At 69.4% G+C, this 16568-nt stretch carries 20 protein-coding genes; 10 read left to right on the top strand and 10 right to left on the bottom strand.

Going from position 1 to position 16568, the window contains the following annotated elements; genetic code table 11:
* Nucleotides 1-125: 125 nt before the first annotated feature.
* Nucleotides 126-416: a MerR family transcriptional regulator gene (locus JOE67_RS05995; protein ID WP_204974586.1), complete on the top strand. Its 291-nt coding sequence runs from the start codon at nt 126-128 to the stop codon at nt 414-416.
* Nucleotides 417-506: 90 nt separating this feature from the next.
* Here JOE67_RS05995 and JOE67_RS05990 read toward each other — a convergent pair whose 3' ends face one another.
* The 5 genes from JOE67_RS05990 to JOE67_RS05970 all read right to left on the bottom strand — a co-directional run bounded on the left by JOE67_RS05990 (nt 507) and on the right by JOE67_RS05970 (nt 4165).
* On the bottom strand, nt 507-1934 hold the full coding sequence (locus JOE67_RS05990) for a dicarboxylate/amino acid:cation symporter (RefSeq protein WP_204974585.1): 1428 nt from the start codon (nt 1932-1934) through the stop codon (nt 507-509).
* A 147-nt stretch (nt 1935-2081) separates the two neighbouring features.
* The gene (locus JOE67_RS05985) at nt 2082-2354 is read right to left on the bottom strand and encodes a helix-turn-helix domain-containing protein (protein ID WP_204974584.1); all 273 of its coding nucleotides are present in this window, start codon (nt 2352-2354) and stop codon (nt 2082-2084) included.
* A gap of 98 nt (nt 2355-2452) precedes the next feature.
* On the bottom strand, nt 2453-2692 hold the full coding sequence (locus JOE67_RS05980; RefSeq protein WP_204974583.1) for a helix-turn-helix domain-containing protein: 240 nt from the start codon (nt 2690-2692) through the stop codon (nt 2453-2455).
* Between the two features lie 97 nt (nt 2693-2789).
* Nucleotides 2790-3539, bottom strand: coding sequence for a hypothetical protein (locus tag JOE67_RS05975; RefSeq protein WP_204974582.1), 750 nt, complete (start codon nt 3537-3539; stop codon nt 2790-2792).
* Nucleotides 3539-4165, bottom strand: a complete 627-nt coding sequence (locus tag JOE67_RS05970) for a DUF2975 domain-containing protein (protein ID WP_204974581.1) — start codon at nt 4163-4165, stop codon at nt 3539-3541. The genes JOE67_RS05975 and JOE67_RS05970 overlap by 1 nt, the downstream gene beginning before the upstream one ends.
* Nucleotides 4166-4396: 231 nt before the next feature.
* Between JOE67_RS05970 and JOE67_RS05965 the strand changes: the two genes are divergently transcribed.
* The 5 genes from JOE67_RS05965 (at nt 4397) to JOE67_RS05945 (ending at nt 9053) form a co-directional block, all read left to right on the top strand.
* On the top strand, nt 4397-6916 hold the full coding sequence (locus JOE67_RS05965; RefSeq protein ID WP_204974580.1) for an ATP-dependent Clp protease ATP-binding subunit: 2520 nt from the start codon (nt 4397-4399) through the stop codon (nt 6914-6916).
* 87 nt (nt 6917-7003) lie between these two features.
* On the top strand, nt 7004-7507 hold the full coding sequence (locus tag JOE67_RS05960; protein WP_204974579.1) for an amino-acid N-acetyltransferase: 504 nt from the start codon (nt 7004-7006) through the stop codon (nt 7505-7507).
* Nucleotides 7508-7516: 9 nt separating this feature from the next.
* Nucleotides 7517-8170, top strand: coding sequence for a hypothetical protein (locus tag JOE67_RS05955; RefSeq protein ID WP_204974578.1), 654 nt, complete (start codon nt 7517-7519; stop codon nt 8168-8170).
* A 239-nt stretch (nt 8171-8409) separates the two neighbouring features.
* Nucleotides 8410-8820, top strand: coding sequence for a dehydrogenase (locus JOE67_RS05950; RefSeq protein WP_204974577.1), 411 nt, complete (start codon nt 8410-8412; stop codon nt 8818-8820).
* Nucleotides 8817-9053, top strand: coding sequence for a hypothetical protein (locus JOE67_RS05945; RefSeq protein ID WP_204974576.1), 237 nt, complete (start codon nt 8817-8819; stop codon nt 9051-9053). The genes JOE67_RS05950 and JOE67_RS05945 overlap by 4 nt, the downstream gene beginning before the upstream one ends.
* Nucleotides 9054-9073: 20 nt before the next feature.
* Here the strand turns inward: JOE67_RS05945 and radA are convergent, their stop codons facing one another.
* The 5 genes from radA to JOE67_RS05920 form a co-directional block, all read right to left on the bottom strand.
* The gene (gene radA / locus JOE67_RS05940; protein ID WP_204974575.1) at nt 9074-10441 is read right to left on the bottom strand and encodes a DNA repair protein RadA; all 1368 of its coding nucleotides are present in this window, start codon (nt 10439-10441) and stop codon (nt 9074-9076) included.
* Between the two features lie 138 nt (nt 10442-10579).
* Nucleotides 10580-11299: an ATP-binding cassette domain-containing protein gene (locus tag JOE67_RS05935; RefSeq protein ID WP_204974574.1), complete on the bottom strand. Its 720-nt coding sequence runs from the start codon at nt 11297-11299 to the stop codon at nt 10580-10582.
* Nucleotides 11296-12105: an ABC transporter permease gene (locus tag JOE67_RS05930; protein ID WP_204974573.1), complete on the bottom strand. Its 810-nt coding sequence runs from the start codon at nt 12103-12105 to the stop codon at nt 11296-11298. Before JOE67_RS05930 ends, JOE67_RS05935 begins: the two co-directional genes overlap by 4 nt.
* Complete coding sequence (gene modA, locus JOE67_RS05925; protein ID WP_338041516.1) at nt 12102-12914, bottom strand: molybdate ABC transporter substrate-binding protein; 813 nt, start codon at nt 12912-12914, stop codon at nt 12102-12104. The genes JOE67_RS05930 and modA overlap by 4 nt, the downstream gene beginning before the upstream one ends.
* On the bottom strand, nt 12911-13312 hold the full coding sequence (locus JOE67_RS05920) for a TOBE domain-containing protein (RefSeq protein ID WP_204974572.1): 402 nt from the start codon (nt 13310-13312) through the stop codon (nt 12911-12913). Before JOE67_RS05920 ends, modA begins: the two co-directional genes overlap by 4 nt.
* A 150-nt stretch (nt 13313-13462) precedes the next feature.
* Between JOE67_RS05920 and JOE67_RS05915 the strand changes: the two genes are divergently transcribed.
* From JOE67_RS05915 to JOE67_RS05900, 4 genes are read left to right on the top strand one after another with little or no spacing between them, the layout of a single operon-like run.
* On the top strand, nt 13463-14617 hold the full coding sequence (locus JOE67_RS05915; protein ID WP_204974571.1) for a ThiF family adenylyltransferase: 1155 nt from the start codon (nt 13463-13465) through the stop codon (nt 14615-14617).
* Nucleotides 14614-15837 carry a molybdopterin molybdotransferase MoeA gene (locus JOE67_RS05910; RefSeq protein ID WP_204974570.1) on the top strand — a complete coding sequence of 408 codons (1224 nt, stop codon included), beginning with the start codon at nt 14614-14616 and terminating at the stop codon, nt 15835-15837. The genes JOE67_RS05915 and JOE67_RS05910 overlap by 4 nt, the downstream gene beginning before the upstream one ends.
* The gene (gene moaC / locus JOE67_RS05905) at nt 15837-16316 is read left to right on the top strand and encodes a cyclic pyranopterin monophosphate synthase MoaC (protein WP_204974569.1); all 480 of its coding nucleotides are present in this window, start codon (nt 15837-15839) and stop codon (nt 16314-16316) included. Before JOE67_RS05910 ends, moaC begins: the two co-directional genes overlap by 1 nt.
* Nucleotides 16316-16552, top strand: a complete 237-nt coding sequence (locus JOE67_RS05900) for a MoaD/ThiS family protein (RefSeq protein WP_204974568.1) — start codon at nt 16316-16318, stop codon at nt 16550-16552. Before moaC ends, JOE67_RS05900 begins: the two co-directional genes overlap by 1 nt.
* The last annotated feature ends 16 nt before the right edge of the window (nt 16553-16568 follow it).

Here is a 16568-nt window from a genome sequence, read left to right as displayed (position 1 = left end):
TTCTCCTCTCACTATGGGCCGCCTTTCGGCAGCTCTGCGGATGGTGATGCAGGAAATCTGCATCTGTCGATGTATATTTATAACTCCAACACGTACAGATCTCAAGTGCCGAGAATGGATGCCCGATGACCGACCGTGACGCTGCAACACCGCTGTACGGGATCGCCGTCGCCGCCGACCTCGCCGACGTCCCCGAGGCGACGCTGCGGCTCTACGAGCGGCGCGGCCTGCTCACGCCGTTCCGCAGCGACGGCGGCACGAGGCGGTACAGCGACGACGACATCGACCGCCTGCGCCGGGTCGCCGAGCTGCGGGATGCCGGGGTGAACCTCGCCGGCATCGGCAGGCTGCTCGATCTCGAAGACGAGAACGGAGACCTGCGGAGGGAGCTCGAGGAGAAGCGTCGGGAAGAGTGACTCCCGCCGCGCACGGCGCGATCGGGCATCCGGATGCCGAAAGCGCCCCGCCCCGGAAGGGGCGAGGCGCTCTCTGGATGAACGGGAGGGTCAGCGGGTGCCGGCCGGCTCCTTCGTGGCTTCCGGCTCAGCGGCATCCGCGTCGTCGATGTCCTCGGCGAACGGCAGACCGTTGCGCGGGGCGTTGTAGAGCTCCTCGTCGAGGATGCCCTCGCGCTTGGCGACGATCGTGGGAACCAGGGCCTGGCCTGCGACGTTGACCGCGGTGCGGCCCATGTCGAGGATCGGGTCGATGGCGAGCAGCAGTCCGACGCCCTCGAGCGGCAGGCCGAGGGTCGACAGGGTGAGCGTCAGCATCACGACGGCGCCCGTGGTGCCGGCGGTCGCAGCCGAGCCGACGACCGAGACGATCACGATGAGCAGGTACTGGATGAAGCTCAGCTGGATGTCGAAGAACTGCGCGACGAAGATGGCCGCGATCGCGGGGTAGATGGCGGCGCAGCCGTCCATCTTGGTGGTGGCGCCGAGCGGCACGGCGAACGAGGCGTAACCGCGGGGGACGCCCAGATTGCGCTCGGTGACGCGCTCGGTGAGGGGCAGGGTGCCGATCGACGAGCGGCTGACGAAGGCCAGCTGCACGGCGGGCCAGACGCCCGAGAAGTACTGCTTGATCGACAGGCCGTGCACGCGCACGAGGATCGGGTAGACCACGAAGATCACGAGCGCGAGGCCGATGTAGATCGCGGCGGCGAACCAGGCGAGCGAGGTCAGCTTGTCCCAGCCGTACTTGACGACCGCGGCGCCGATGAGGCCGAAGGTGCCGATCGGGGCGATGCGGATGATCCACCACAGCACGCGCTGGATGACCTTGAGCAGCGACTCGGTGAAGGCGAGGAAGGGCTCCGCCTTCTTGCCGGCCTTGAGCGCTGCGATGCCGACGACGGCCGCGACCACGATGACCTGCAGGACGTTGAAGCCGACGTTCGAGACGAGGGTTCCCTCGACAGGGCCGGGGTTCGTCGAGACCGTCAGGCCGAGGAAGTTCTGCGGGATCAGGCCCAGCAGGAAGTTCCACCACGTGCCGACCGTGTAGGGGTCGCCGGTCTCGAGGCCTTCGCCGGCCTTCGCGCCCGGCTGGATGACCAGGCCGAGGGTGATGCCGATGATCACCGCGATGAATGCCGTGATGCCGAACCAGAGGATCGTCTGACCAGCGAGACGCGCGGCATTCTGCACGCGTCGCAGGTTGGAGATGCTCGCGACGATCGCGGTGAAGATCAGCGGCACGACCGCGGCGCGCAGCAGCGTCACGTACGAGCTGCCGATGCGGTCGAGGGTGTCGGACAGCACCGTCGGGGTCTCGGGGCCTGCGCCCAGCGAGACGGCGATCAGTCCGACGCCGATGCCCAGGACGAGGGCGGCGATGATCTGGAACCCGAACGAGGTCAGCAGCTTGCGTGCGGGGCTTCGGGTGTCGGGCGCCTTCTGGGCGCGCGCGGTTGAGGAAGAGGTGCTCAAGGGGACTCCAATTGTCTGCGCGGAGTGCGCGTCACGTGGGGTCAACGCTAAGCGGAACGTCCTATTCCCGTGAATGTGTGTGACGAAGGATGACGTGCGCCTGGCCTGCGCCATCGCGTCGGAGGGGGGCCATCCGGCGACGCGGGCTCAGGCGCGGCGGCGGCCGTCTTCGGCCGGTGCAGGGAACATGTCGACGGTGACTCCCTCGAGCAGCATCCCCGGGTCCATCTTCAGCGCGTCCGCGATGCGCACCAGCGTCGGGATGCCCATCAGGGCGCGGCCCTTCTCATAGCCGCGGATGTTCGACGAGTCGATGCGCGTGAGGTGGGCGAGGTCGTCTTGCGTGAGGCCCCGGCGCACCCGCTCGCCCGCGATCAGCTCGCCGATGCGAGCGGCGGCGGGGGAGGGAACGCGGGACACCTGACAAGCGTCATGAATATCCGTCACATGTGCCAGGGTCAGTGTGCCCGGGTATAAGTGCCGGTAGAATTCACCCCGCTTGTCTCGAGGCAGTGGGGCTAGCCGCGCTCGGCGAGCACCAGCAGGTCGCCCACCTCGCACTCGAGCGCCTCGCACACCGCCCGCAGGGTCGAGTAGCGGATCGCCCGCGCGCGGTCGTTCTTCAGGACGGACAGGTTGACGATGCTCACGCCGACCTTCGCGCTCAGTTCGGTCAGCGTCATCCCGCGCTCGGCGAGCAGCTCGTCGAGCCGGCAGTGGATGCCCGTGAACTCGTCGTCCGTCTCGGCCGGAGTCATGCCGGCTCCCCGATAGCGATCGCAGCGAGTCCGATGGCAACGAGAGGCGACGGAAGGAGCGAGACTCGCCACGGAAGTGCGCCACGGAAGAGCTGCATCACACCAAGCCCTCCGTATCCTTCTGCAGGCGCCGCCCCATCCGCAGTATGGCACCGAGCACCAGCAGGCCGGCGGCCACTCCGATCGGCCAGAAGTCCCACTGCACGAAGACGGTCGGCTCGGGGAGCTGGTCCATGGGCATCCATTCGTCCGGATACCCGGTCCACGATGCTCCCCCCAGGCTCAGGGCCTCATGCGATGCCATCGACCCCGAGATGCCGCGCAGTATCGGGGCGCCCATCCCGGCGACCAGGATCGCTGCCGCAGACACTGTGGTCATCCGCAGCATCACGCGAGAGAACGGCGCACCGGTGCGGACCTCGCGCAGGGCGAGTGCCACCAGCAGGGCGACCGTCGCGGGAAGCAGCAGGCTCAGCGCCTGGCCGGCAGCCCAGAGCGCGCGCGCCGCAGTCGAGACGCCCTCGAGTGTCATCTGCGCCAACGCCATGCCGGCCGACCGGACAGTGGCATCGCCCGCCTCGACCTGCACGTCGGGCAGCGGCAGCGGCCAGACGTTCATCACCGGCAGCTCCATCGTCACCTCGGGAGACGTGAGGTCGACGATCGCGCCGATCACCGCGGTTCCCACGAAGACGGCCACCGCCGCCCAGGCGAGCCGCTCGGTCGCGAGCATCGCCCGCTCGCCGTTGCCGAGCAGCCCCCGGCCGAGCATCCAGAGGAAGACGGCGACCGCGAGGAGCATGAGCGCGATCACCGCGATCGCAGCGAGCCCGAAGCCGATCGCCATCAGACGAGCCCTTCCGTGTCCTTCTGCAGGCGGTCGCCGACGACGAACACCGAGCCGACCACGGCGATCGCGAACGCGGCGAGCACGAAGGTGAACGGCTCGATCGATATGACGGCCGTGTCGAAGGGGCCCTCCACCGCCTGCGCCATCGCGGCATTCGAGAGCATGTTGTCGAAGAAGTGCGCAGCGGCGGCCCCCACCAGGCCCACACCGCCGCCGATGGCGACGATGCGCGTGTTCGTTTTGCTGAAGACGCGTCCGCGCAGGATGTTCCGGCTCAGCGTGATCAGGCAGGCGACGACCACGATCACCGTGAGCCCGAACGCGAGCTGCCCGAGGATGCCCGACACGGTGCCCATCGTCCCGAGCCCTTCCACGGTGATGGCTCCTCGATCGAGCTCGACCGGCAGCGTGGTCTCGCCGATCCGGGCATCCGCCGTCGTGTCGAGGAACTCGACCAGCACCTGGACGGCTCCGCCTCCGGCCAGCTCGGCGATCCGGGCCGCCACATTCCACGCCGTCCAGGCGGCGATGCCCACCCCGGCGATGACGAACAGCGCGAGGCTGATCGTGTCTCCTCTGCTCAGCGTGCGCGCCGTATCGGCAGCGCTCTCCCTGTTGTCCATGGCTCACTCCGGGGTATATCGATAGTCGTTGTTATCGCTTGTCGTTAACATAACGAAAATCGATAACCACGTCAACCGGCGCTCGAACCCCCCTCGTTCCGGCTGCCCGAACGCTATGGCGGCCAGTCGGTATGCCGACGGCGAACACGGGCATTCCTGCCCGTCGCGGTCGTTACTCTCGATGTACACGGCGCCACCGCCGCTTCGCCCCGCGCGAAAAGGAGTCACAGCATGTTCGAGAGATTCACCGACCGAGCCCGCCGAGTGGTCGTCCTCGCCCAAGAAGAGGCGAAGATGCTCAACCACAACTACATCGGCACCGAGCACATCCTGCTCGGCCTCATCCACGAGGGCGAAGGTGTCGCCGCCAAGGCCCTTGAGAGCCTCGGCATCTCCCTCGACGCCGTTCGCGAGCAGGTTCAGGACATCATCGGCCAGGGTCAGCAGCAGCCGACCGGCCACATCCCCTTCACGCCCCGCGCGAAGAAGGTGCTCGAGCTGAGCCTGCGCGAAGCGCTGCAGCTCGGCCACAACTACATCGGCACCGAGCACATCCTGCTCGGTCTCATCCGCGAGGGCGAGGGTGTCGCAGCCCAGGTGCTCGTCAAGCTCGGCGCCGACCTCAACAAGGTGCGCCAGCAGGTCATCCAGCTGCTCTCGGGTGCACCGGGGCGCGAGACCGCCGCGGTCGGCGCGACCACCAACGAGAACCAGCAGGCCGCCCAGGGCGGATCGCAGGTGCTCGACCAGTTCGGCCGCAACCTCACCCAGGCTGCCCGCGACGGCAAGCTCGACCCGGTGATCGGCCGCGAGAAAGAGGCCGAGCGGGTCATGCAGATCCTCTCGCGCCGCTCGAAGAACAACCCCGTCCTCATCGGCGAGCCCGGCGTCGGCAAGACCGCCGTCGTCGAGGGTCTCGCGCAGGCGATCGTCAAGGGCAACGTCCCCGAGACGCTCAAGGACAAGCAGCTCTACTCGCTCGACCTCGGCTCGCTCATCGCCGGCTCCCGCTACCGCGGAGACTTCGAGGAGCGCCTGAAGAAGGTCACGAAGGAGATCCGCACCCGCGGCGACATCATCGTCTTCATCGACGAGATCCACACCCTCGTCGGCGCCGGCGCGGCGGAAGGCGCGATCGACGCCGCGAGCATCCTCAAGCCGCTGCTCGCGCGCGGCGAGCTGCAGACCATCGGTGCGACCACGCTCGACGAGTACCGCAAGTACTTCGAGAAGGATGCCGCTCTCGAGCGCCGCTTCCAGCCGGTGCAGGTGAACGAGCCGACCCTGCCGCATGCGATCAACATCCTCAAGGGCCTGCGCGACCGCTACGAGGCGCACCACAAGGTGCAGATCACCGACGGTGCGATCGTCGCCGCGGCCAACCTGGCCGACCGCTACGTCTCCGACCGGTTCCTGCCCGACAAGGCCATCGATCTGATCGACGAGGCCGGCGCGCGTCTGCGCCTCAGCATCCTCTCCTCCCCGCCCGAGCTTCGTGAGTTCGACGAGAAGATCGCGAAGGTCCGTCAGGACAAGGAGGCGGCCTCCGAGGAGCAGGACTTCGAGAAGGCCGCAGCCCTGCGCGACCAGGAGAAGGAGCTGCTCGGTGAGCGTCTGCGCCTCGAGAAGCAGTGGCGCTCGGGCGACGTCGCGACCCAGGCGGTCGTCGACGAGGGACTGATCGCAGAGGTACTGGCTCAGGCCACCGGCATCCCCGTCTTCAAGCTCACCGAAGAGGAGTCGAGCCGACTCGTCTTCATGGAGAAGGCGCTGCACCAGCGCGTCATCGGGCAGGAAGAGGCGATCGCCGCGCTCAGCCGCACGATCCGTCGCCAGCGCGCCGGCCTCAAGGACCCGAAGCGCCCCAGCGGCTCGTTCATCTTCGCCGGCCCCACCGGCGTCGGAAAGACCGAGCTCGCCAAGGCTCTCGCCGAGTTCCTGTTCGACGACGAGGCTGCCCTCATCTCGCTCGACATGTCGGAGTTCGGTGAGAAGCACACCGTCTCGCGCCTGTTCGGAGCCCCTCCCGGATTCGTCGGATTCGAAGAGGGCGGCCAGCTCACCGAGAAGGTGCGCCGCAAGCCGTTCTCGGTCGTGCTGTTCGACGAGATCGAGAAGGCGCACCCCGACATCTTCAACTCGCTGCTGCAGATCCTCGAAGAGGGTCGCCTGACCGACGGTCAGGGACGCATCGTCGACTTCAAGAACACCGTGATCATCATGACGACCAACCTCGGCTCGTCGGCGATCGCCGGTGGCCCGGTCGGCTTCCAGCTCGAGGGCAACTCGCAGACGACGTACGAGCGCATGAAGGGCAAGGTCGACGAAGAGCTCAAGCGCCACTTCAAGCCCGAGTTCCTCAACCGCCTCGATGACATCATCGTCTTCCCGCAGCTGAACAAGGACGAGCTGCGCCAGATCGTCGGCCTGTTCGTCAAGCAGCTGGGCGACCGCCTGCTCGACCGCGACATGACCGTCGAGCTGTCGGATGCCGCGAAGGACAAGCTCATCGACATCGGGTTCGACCCGGCCCTCGGCGCCCGACCGCTGCGTCGCGCCATGCAGCGTGAGATCGAGGACCAGCTCTCCGAGCGCATCCTGCACGGCCAGCTGAACACCGGCGACCACGTGAAGGTCGACGTCGTCGACGGCAAGTTCGCGTTCGAGCACGCTCCGCGCGGCGAGAAGGTGTCGGTCGGCGTCAACACCGGCGGCGGCATCTCGACCACGCCAGACCTCGCGGCAGGCTGATCGGCTGAGACGGATCGGGATAGGCCCGGATGCCAGGCATCCGGGCCTTTCCCATGCTCGGCCGCGTTCCGGCCCTACGCTGGAAGGGTGAGCGACTTCATCGTCCGCGCTGCGCGCAGCACCGACATCCTCGGCATCCACTCCCTGCTGGAGCCGCTCGTCGACCAGCGCATCCTGCTCGGCAAGGATCTGGCGGTGCTCTACGGCGCCGTTCAGGAGTTCGTGGTCGCCGAAGCCGACGGCGAGCTGATCGGCTGCGGTGCCCTGCACGTCATGTGGGAAGACCTCGGCGAGGTGCGCACCCTGCTCGTGCGCGACGACTATCTGCGTCACGGCGTCGGACGAGCGATCGTCACCGATCTCGAGCACCGCGCACGCCAGCTGGGCCTCACCCGTCTGTTCTGCCTCACCTTCGAGACCGACTTCTTCTCGCGCCGCGGGTTCGAGCCGATCGGCGAGCAGGTCGTCGACGCGGATGTGTACTCGCAGCTGCTGCGCAGCGGTGACGCGGGCGTCGAGGAGTTCCTCGACCTCGCCCATGTCAAGCCGAACACGCTCGGCAACACGAGGATGATCAAGCACCTGAATTAGCCTGGAGTCATGCCCCGTCAGTCAGCCGCCGTCTACCGTCGCCGCCGGCTCGCGGTGCTGCTGATCCTCGTGCTCGTGCTCGCCGCCATCGGTGGCGGCGTGTGGCTCGCGATCGCCCAGCCCTGGTCGGATGCAGCCCCTGCCGACCCCTCGGGTGGTCAGACGGCGATTCCGGATGCGGGGGAGCCGAGCCCCTCGACAGCGGAGAGCGTCGATCCCAGCCCGAGCCCTGACCCGTCGGAGTCTCCGGCGATCGTCGCGTGCACGGCTGCGGACGTCACGGTCACCGCGGTGACCGATGCCGACGCCTACGCCGCGGGACAACTGCCGAAGCTGTCGATCGCGCTCAAGAACACGAGTGCCCAGGACTGCACGATGAACGTCGGATCGAGCACGCAGAAGTTCACGATCACCAGCGGCTCGGACGTGTGGTGGAACTCGACCGACTGCCAGTCCGAGCCCTCGGACATGATCGTGACGCTCGAGGCAGGTGCGTCGGTCACCAGCTCGACTCCGGTGGTCTGGGACCGCACGAGGTCGTCGAAGGAGACCTGCGCCGAGAAGAACAGGCCGCGGGCCCCGGGCGGCGGCGCTTCGTACCATGTGATGGTGTCGATCGGCGGGTTCGCGAGCGCTCAGCCCAAGCAGTTCCTGCTGCGCTAGCGAACAGATCTGTCGCAAACCGTTCGGAGAAATTCCGGTTTTAGGCTGACGCAACCGATATTTTGGGATACCATGGGTAGAGGTTCTCAGATCTGATGCGGTCAAGCCATCCCCAGTGGTGTCGATACCAGCGTCCCCAGCGCTTCGACAATCAACCGCATCCGAGAGCCGGAGGGCCCTCTCGAGTTCCCCAGTCCCCAATGGAGGATTCGAGAGGGCCCCACTCATAGGCTGGTGTCATGGCGAAGAAGAAGCCGGGCAGCAAGAAGCCCGCACCGCAGGACTTCCGCTCAGAGGCACTCGCTCAGGCGCTCGAGAAGCAGGACATGGCTGCTGTCGCCCTCGCGCTGCGCAATGGCAACACGGTGGTGCCGCTGATCAAGCCCGGCGCGCGTGACAACCCGCTCGACAGCGGTGAGGTGTGGACCTATCGCGACGCCGGCACCGGCGACGTGGCGCTGCTGCTGTTCAGCGATGCGAAGAACAAGCCCGCCAACCTTCCGCCGGGCGTGGGCATCTACTCGCCGAGCTGGCTGAGGTCGTTCCTCACCACGCACCGGGACACGATCACGACCGTGTTCCTCGACATCGCCGGACCTCACCCCATGCAGGCGCCGCCCGCCGAGCTGCTCAAGGCCCTCGACGCATGAGCTGGCGCGCCGTCTTCGACGCCGAGGTCACCTTCTCGAACGACGGCGGCCTGCAGGCACAGGGTTTCCGCGTCGACATCCCCGGTCCGGACGTGACGGATGCCGAGATCGGCCGGCTGTTCGTGACCTCGCTCGATCTGCTCATGGCCGACACGGTCACCGTGCGCAACGTGCGCCTCATCGAGGAGGAGCACAAGGGCACCCGCGGGGGACCCAGCGACCTGCGACGTTGACCGCCGAAAAGCAGAGACGGTCAGAACGGCGGGATCGAGGCCTCGGGCCGGCGGTCGGTCGTACGCGAGCGAATGTCGCCCAGGGCCGAGCGCAGGGTCTTCGACCGGTCGTCGACCACCTGCTGATATCCCAGCCTCGCCGCTTCGCTTCGCCGTTGCGTCGCCTGCGTCACCGGGCGGATCTCACCCGCCAGCGACAGCTCGCCCACCGCGGCGATCGTGCGCGGCACAGACCACTGGCGGATCGACCCCGCCACCGCCACGGCGATCGCAAGATCGGCCGCCGGCTCGGTGAAGCGCACCCCGCCCACCGTCGAGACGTACACGTCGAGCTTCGATGTCGCGATGCCCGCCCGCCGCTCGAGGATCGCCAGCACCATCGCGACACGTGACGAGTCGAGGCCGTGCACCACCCGTCGCGGGTTCGGGGCGTTCGACTCGATCGTCAGCGCCTGCACCTCGACCGGCAGCGCACGCCGGCCCTCGAGCGCGATCGCCACGCAGGTGCCCGGCTCGGCGGCGCCCTGCGATAGGAACAGCCCGCTCGGATCCGGCACCTCCGAGATGCCCGCGCCCGTCATCTCGAAGCATCCGACCTCATCCGTCGGGCCGAACCGGTTCTTCAGCGCGCGGATGAACCGCAGCGCCGTCTGACGGTCGCCCTCGAAGTGGCACACCACATCGACCAGATGCTCGAGCACCCGTGGACCCGCGACCTGCCCGTCTTTCGTGACGTGGCCGACGAGGATCACAGGCAGCCCTCGGTCCTTCGCGATGCGGATCAACGACGCGGCCACCTCGCGCACCTGGCTGGGCTGCCCCGCAGCGCCGTCGATCAGGCCCGACGCCACCGTCTGCACCGAATCGACGATCACCAGATCGGGCTTGACCTCGTCGATGTGCCCGAGGATCGTCGCAAGATCTGTCTCGCTCGCCAGATACAGCTCGTCGTGCAGCGCATTCGTGCGCTCGGCGCGCAGCCGCACCTGCGCAGGCGACTCCTCGGCACTCGCGTACAGCACCCGACGGCCCGTTCGAGCCGTGGATGCCGCGACCTCGAGCAGCAGCGTGGACTTGCCCACCCCGGGTTCGCCGCTCAGCAGGATCGCCGCCCCCGGCACGATGCCCCCGCCGAGCACCCGGTCGAACTCGCCGACACCGCTGCTGCGCCGCGGTGCATCGGCCGTCGTGATCTGAGTGATCGGGCGGGCGGCCCTGCTCGCCAGCGGTGCGACGGCCTCGGTCTGCTTCACCAGACCCGTCTTCGCACCCTGCTCCTGCACCGTGCCCCACTGCTGGCACTCACCACACCGGCCCACCCACTTCGCCGTCGTCCACCCGCACTCGGAGCAGGCGAAAGCGGGGGGAGCGGGTCTGCGGGTGGCCATGGTCCCAGGCTACTGGCGGGGGCGGACGTTGCTTCTTTGTTTGGGGTGCGGGCTCCGGGGCGTTCCCTTCGCTCGCAGAGCGGGTTCCCTCCCGCTTCGCGGGTCCCTCCCGATGCTCGCTCCGGGAACGCCCTGCGATCAGGCGGTGGCGGCGACGGCCCCGGCGAACGGGGTCGCGGGGGCCGCCAGCACGTCGCTCAGCGTCCCGTCCTGGGTGATGCGGCCGTCCTCGAGCATCACGAGGCGGGGCGCGAGGGATTGAGCATCGGCGAGCGTGTGGGAGACGATGACCGTCGTCGTGCCGTTCACATGCTCACCGACGACCTGGCGCAGCTGAGCCGCCGCCTGCACGTCGAGAGAGCTGAACGGCTCGTCGAGCAGGAGCAGACGAGGGCGGGCGGCGAGAGCACGGGCCAGGGCCACTCGCTGGCGCTGGCCGCCGGAGAGCTGATCAGGGCGACGGTCACCGAGGTCTGCGAGGCCTATGCGGGGCATCCACTCCTGCGCGATCGTCATCGCCTCGGCACGGGAGGACCCCGCCGAACGTGCAGCGAACGCGATGTTGCCGACGGCGGTCATGTGCGGGAAGAGCAGCGGATCCTGCCCCAGCAGGCCGATCGCCCGCCGGGATGGCGGCGTGTGGCGGCGGGCGTCCGCGAGCACCACCCCGTCGACCTCCACGCGACCGGCGTCGAGGTGCGTGAGCCCGGAGAGCGCGTCGAGCAGCGTCGTCTTGCCGGCCCCGCTCGGACCCATCACCGCCACCACCTCACCCGGCTGCAGCGACAGCCGCACGTCGAGAGACGCGCGCGCCACGACGACGTGCGCATCGAGAGCGCCGGTCGCCCCCGCGCTCACTTCAATGCTCCCGGACGCCAGGCGCGCACCAGCAGCAGCACGACCACCGCCGTCGCGAGCAGCAGGATCGACAGCGCCACCGCGGTCTCGCGACCGGTGCCCGCGCCGTTGAACGCCGTGTAGATCGCCAGTGGCATGGTCTGCGTGACGCCGGGGGCGTTGCCGGCGAACAGCGCCGTCGCGCCGAACTCGCCGATCGCCCGCGCGAAGCACAGGATCACGCCGACGACGATCCCCGGCACGGCGAGAGGCAGGGTCACATGCCACAGCACTCGCCACGGCCGTGCTCCCAGCGTCGCCGCGGTGCGCTCGTACCGGCCGCCGACGCTGCGGATCGTGCCCTCCACCGCCAGCACGAGGAACGGCAGCGCGACGAACGCCTGCGCCAGCACCACGGCGGCTGGTGTGAAGGGCAGGGTCACGTCGAAGGCGTCCGACAGCATCCGCCCGACGGGGCTGGTGCGACCGAACAGGAACAGCAGGGCCACGCCGCCGACCATCGGCGGCAGCACGAGCGGCACCGCGACCAGAGCGCGCAGCAGGGCTGACAGCCGCGGACCCGACCGTGCCATCAGGAGTGCGAGCGGCAGACCAAGAAACAGACAGAGAGCCGTCGCGCCGAGACCGCTCAGCACCGACAGGCGCAGCGCGTCGAGCGCGGCGGGAGAGGTGATGTCCTGCCACAGCGTCGCCCACGACGCGCGGCCGACGAGAGCGACGAGCGGCAGGATCAGCAGCGCCACCCCCAGCACCGCGGGGGCGATCAGGGTGAACGGGGCGCCGGTTCCGGTGTCGCGGGGGGTCACGGATGCCCGAATCCGAGGTCGCCGAGAATCTGCTGCGCCTCTGGTCCTCGTACGAACTCCGCGAACGCGACGCCGGCCTCGCTCGCGCCGTCGAGCGCCGTGACCGGGTAGCGGTTGACCGCGTCGCGCCAGTTCTCCGGCCGGAAGCTGCAGACCTCGGCGGCCGGCGCATCGCACGGCCCGTCGGCCGGGGGCGCGTCGGTCGCGTAGACGAGGCCCGCGTCGGCCTCGCCGGCGGCGACCTTCTGCAGCACGGCGGTGACGTTCTGCTCGAGGCTGGCAGGCGTGACCTCGACGCCGGCCCCGTCGAGCAGCGTCGACGACGCCTTGCCGCACGGCACCTCGGGCGCACACAGCACGGTGACCGCGTCGGACAGGTCGGAGAGGGCCGTCACGCTGCCGGGGTTGTCGGGAGGGGTGATCACGACGAGGGTGTTCGTCGCGAAGATCCGAGTGCCGGAGGCCAGGCCGTCGTCGACGAGCAGCTGCATGCTGTCTTCATCGGCGGTGGCGAGAACGTCGGCGCGGGCGCCCTCCTGCAGCTGCGTGACGAGGGTGCTCGAGCCGTCGTAGACGATCGGCTTCACGTCGACCCCCGGATGCTGCTGCTCGAACGCCTCGGCGATCTCGTCGAATGCGATGCTCAGCGAGGCGGCCGCGAAGACGGTGACGTCGCCGGAAAGGGCGGCCCCCGACGTCTCGGACCCGCCTCTCTCATCGCCGGAGTCGGACGAACCGCGCGAGGAACCAGCCGCGCAGCCGCTGAGCATCAGAGCGCAGAGCAGCAGCCCTGCTGCCACTCGCCTCACGGGTGCCCTCCGTGCGGGGTCTCGACGATGACGTTCGTCGCCTTGATGGTCGCCGTCGCGAGCGATCCCGGTTCGAGCGCCAGCTCGCGCACGGCCTCGGCCGACAGCAGCGAGACGACCCGATGCGGCCCGGCCTGGATGTCGACCTGCGCCATCACCCCGTCGACCTGCACGCGGGTCACCAGGCCGGTGAACCTGTTGCGGGCGCTCGAGAGAGGCCCGCGCTCGTCGTCACCCGACTCGGCGAGGCGCTGCGCATGTACGGCGAGAGCGTCGCCGGGGATGCGCGTAGGAGAATCGCCGGTCACCGGCAGAGCGCGCTGATCGATCCACCGGCGCACGGTGTCATCGCTGACGCCGAGCAGGCGGGCGGCATCGGCGATGCGGTACGAGGTCATGCTCCTGAGACTAGGCGGGTGGGTTCCGCAGATCCAGAGGATTCCATTTCTTTCCTCCGCAGATGCGGAAGTCTCTGCGCGGATTCTCACGATGCGGATTTCCGGGTCGCGCGGCTGGCGTGCGCGGGCGCAGAACCGTAGCCTCAGACCATGCCCGTTCCGCCGCTCGTCGAGCCCGTCGCCGTCCTCAGCGACGCCGAGAGCGCCCGCACGGCGCGCCACCAGGTGCTCGCAGGCCTGGGCGAGATCGGTCAGCGACGCCTGCGTGCAGCGCACGTCGCCGTCGTCGGAGCGGGCGGACTCGGCGCCCCCGTCGTGCTCGCGCTCGCCGCAGCGGGTATCGGCGAGATCACCGTCATCGACGACGACGATGTCGAACTGTCGAACCTGCAGCGCCAGGTCATGCACCGCCGCAGCGATGTCGGCCGGCCCAAGGTCGACAGCGCGGTCCGCGTGGCAGCCGATCTCTCACCGGAGACGGTCGTGCACGCGAAGCGGGCGCGACTGGCATCCGAAAACGCCGCCGACCTGCTCGCCGGAGCCGACCTCGTCATCGACGGCACCGACACCTTCGAGACCCGTCTCGAGGTGGCCGCGGTGACCGAGCGCCTCGGCATCCCGCTGGTGTGGGGTGTGATCCAGGAGTTCGCGGCGCAGATCACCGTCTTCTGGTCGGCTCCGCCGCAGGGCACGGATGCCGTGGTGCTGAGCGACCTGTACCCCGCCGGCAGCGTCGGCGAGCTGCCGACGTGCGCGGCCGTCGGGGTCTTCGGGGCGCTGTGCCTGCAGGCCGGGTCGATCCTGGCGATGGAGGCCATCAAGCTCATCACCGGCATCGGCGACCCGCTGCTGGGCCGCGTGCTGGTGATCGACGCGCTGCGTGCGAAGACCGGAGAGGTGCCGCTGCGCCCGTCGCGTGCGACCGCGCCGGCGCCGCAGCCCGAGCGCGCACCGCACGTCGCGGTGGCGGACCTCGAGGCCGAGATCGCCGCCGGCGCCGCACTGCTCGACGTGCGGGAGGACGCCGAGGTCGCGGACGGCATGATCCCCGGCGCACAGCACGTGCCGCTCGCACAGGTGCTCGCCGATCCCGCCGCGATCGATGCCGGCCGCATCGTCGTCATCTGCCAGGTCGGCGCCCGTGCACGCCGCGCCGCCGACGCGCTGCGCGCCGCCGGTGCCGACGCCGTCGTGCTGGCCGGCGGGATGGATGCCTGGACCACGGGTCTCGAATCGCTCGATTCGCCGCATTCCGGCGCCGACGGCGGCAAGATGAGCGATTCGAACGCGGAAGGAGTCGCATGAGAACCGTCGAACAGCAGCTCGATATCGTGCTCACCCAGGTGCAGCAGCGACCGCCCATCACCGTCGCGCTCGATGACGCGCGCGGACTGTTCCTGGCATCCGACGCGCGCGCCATGAGCTCCGTGCCGGCCTTCGACAACTCCGCGATGGACGGCTTCGCCGTGCGCTGGGCCGATGTCGAGAGCGCGAGCCCCGAGCATCCCGTGACTCTTCGCGTGGTCGCCGACATCCCGGCCGGCAGCGCCCTCGATCCCGCGATCGGCCCCGGCGAGGCGGCGCGCATCATGACCGGATCGCCGACGCCGAGCGATGTCGACGCGATCGTCCCGTTCGAAGACACGGCAGGCGGGCTCGATGACTCGCTCGTGACCGCCGTCGTGCGGCGTGCTCCGAAAGCAGCCGGCATGCACATCCGCCGTACCGCTGCCGATACGGCCGAAGGCGACATCGTGCTCGCCGCGGGGGCGCAGCTCGGCCCGCGACAGCTGTCGGCTCTGGCATCCGCCGGCATCGCCCACGTCGAGGTCGCGCCCCGCCCGCGGGTCGCGATCGTCTCGACCGGCTCCGAGCTCGTGCCCGTCGGCACCGCTCTGCAGCGCGGGCAGATCCCCGAGTCGAACGGCATCCTTCTCGCCGGCCTCGCGGCAGACGTGGGCGCAGAGGTCGTGCTGCGCCGGGTCGTCGACGACGAGGGCGACGGTCCCGCAGACGCCGTCGCCGAGGCGAGGGCACTCGGTGCCGACGTGATCGTCTTCTCGGGTGGCGTGAGCGCCGGCGCCTACGAGGTGGTCAAGCAGAGCCTCGGCGAGAGCATGGAGTTCGCGAAGATCGCCATGCAGCCCGGTAAGCCGCAGGGCTTCGGCGCCGCCGGCGGCATGCTGATCTTCGGACTGCCGGGCAATCCGGTGAGCGCTGCGGTCTCGTTCGAGGTGTTCGTGCGTCCGGCCCTGCTGCGCATGCAGGGGGCCGCCGGCATCCATCGTCCGAAGCGGATGCTGCCCGCCGGCACCGACTGGACCACGCCGCCCGCCCGACGTCAGTACCTGCCCGCCGTGATCGACCGCACCGATCCCGCCCGTCCCGTCGTGCGCCCGGCGACCGCAGGCGGATCCGGTTCGCACCTCAGCGTGGGGCTCGGCGCAGCCGAGGCCTACGCGATCGTCCCCGCCGAGACGGAGCGCGTCTCCGCCGGCGACCTCATCGAAGTCATGGAGCTGTGATGACCTTCACCCACCTGGATTCCGCCGGCCACGCTCGCATGGTCGACGTCACCGAGAAGACCCCGACCGTCCGCGCGGCGACGGCGAAGGGCTTCGTGCGCTGCGCCGCCTCGACCGTCGAGCTGCTGCGCGACGGTTCGGTGCCCAAGGGCGATGTGCTCGCGGTGTCGCGTATCGCGGGCATCCAGGCGGCCAAGCGCACCCCCGAGCTGCTGCCGCTCGCGCACGTGATCGGGGTGCACGGCGCCGTCGTCGACCTCGCGATCGAAGACGAGGGCGTGGCGATCGAGGCGACCGTGCGCACCGCTGACCGCACCGGCGTCGAGATGGAGGCCCTCACCGCCGTCTCGGTCGCTGCGCTCTCGGTGATCGACATGATCAAGGGCGTCGACAAGTCGGCGTCGATCGAGAACCTGCGCATCACCGCCAAGGAGGGCGGCCGCAGCGGATCATGGCGCCGCCCGGGTGAGGGCTCCTGATGGCGGCCACCGTGCGGTTCTTCGCCGCAGCTCAGGAGGCGGTCGGCAGCGACACCATGACCACGGATGCCCAGACGCTGGGCTCGCTCAAGGAGCAGCTGCTCGCCGGGCATCCGGCGCTCACCGGCATCCTGAACCGGTGCGCGGTGCTGGTCGACGGCGCCCGCGTGGATGACGCGTTCCCGCTCGCCGAAGCCAAGACGATCGACGTCCTGCCGCCGTTCGCCGGCGGCTGACGGCGACGGCCGGGCG

It is taken from the genome of Microbacterium esteraromaticum, from assembly GCF_016907315.1.
Classification (GTDB): domain Bacteria; phylum Actinomycetota; class Actinomycetes; order Actinomycetales; family Microbacteriaceae; genus Microbacterium; species Microbacterium esteraromaticum.
The sequence above is the reverse complement of the archived record's forward strand: the minus strand, read 5'-3'. Positions and strand labels throughout refer to the sequence as shown.